The following is a 623-nucleotide window of genomic DNA, read 5'->3' as shown; positions in this document are numbered from 1 at the left end:
AGCCCACCCCGCCGACGGCACCGTCAACGACCCGCCCACACCCCAGCCCATCAGCCCAGTCGGCCCGACAGCGCCCGCAGCAGGCCCACGACGCCGGCGGGACCGTCGACGACCAGGTCCGCGCGCGCCGACAGTTCGGTCACCTCGGCGCTGCCGCTGGCCACCAGCAGGCCGGGGAGGCCGTCGGAGCGGAGCTTCTCCACGGCGGCGAAGGCGGGCAGGTCACCGAGGTCGTCGCCGGCGTAGAGCACCGCCTCGGCGCCGGTCTCGCGGACGTACTCGGTCAGGGCCACGCCCTTGTCCATGCCCGGCGGCCGCAGCTCCAGCACCATCCGGCCCGGCTCCACGATCAGCCCGTGCCGGGCGGCCAGCTCGGCGAGCGGCCGGCGCAGCGCCTCGAACGCGGCCTGCGGGTCCTCGGCCCGGCGCGTGTGCACGGCGACGGCCCGGCCCTTCTCCTCGACCCAGATCCCCGGCCCCGCCCCGGCCGCCTCCAGCACAGCGGGCAACTCCGCCCGCACGGCCGCGACCCCCGGGTGCGGGGCGGGCGCGGAAACGGTCCCGGTACGGGCGTCCCACCGCTCGGCCCCGTAATGCCCCAGCACGGCGAGCCGCTCCAGCCC

1 protein-coding gene is annotated in these 623 nt (G+C 78.0%); it reads right to left on the bottom strand.

All coding sequences use genetic code 11. The annotated features are described in order from the left end of the window. Positions 1-50 precede the first annotated feature (50 nt). The coding region (gene otsB / locus P1P75_RS41870; RefSeq protein ID WP_319265358.1) for a trehalose-phosphatase at positions 51-623 on the bottom strand (573 nt) is incomplete at its 5' end.

The organism is Streptomyces sp. ID05-39B, from assembly GCF_033794725.1.
In the GTDB taxonomy this organism is placed as follows: Bacteria; Actinomycetota; Actinomycetes; order Streptomycetales; family Streptomycetaceae; genus Streptomyces; species Streptomyces bobili.
The sequence above is the reverse complement of the archived record's forward strand: the minus strand, read 5'-3'. Positions and strand labels throughout refer to the sequence as shown.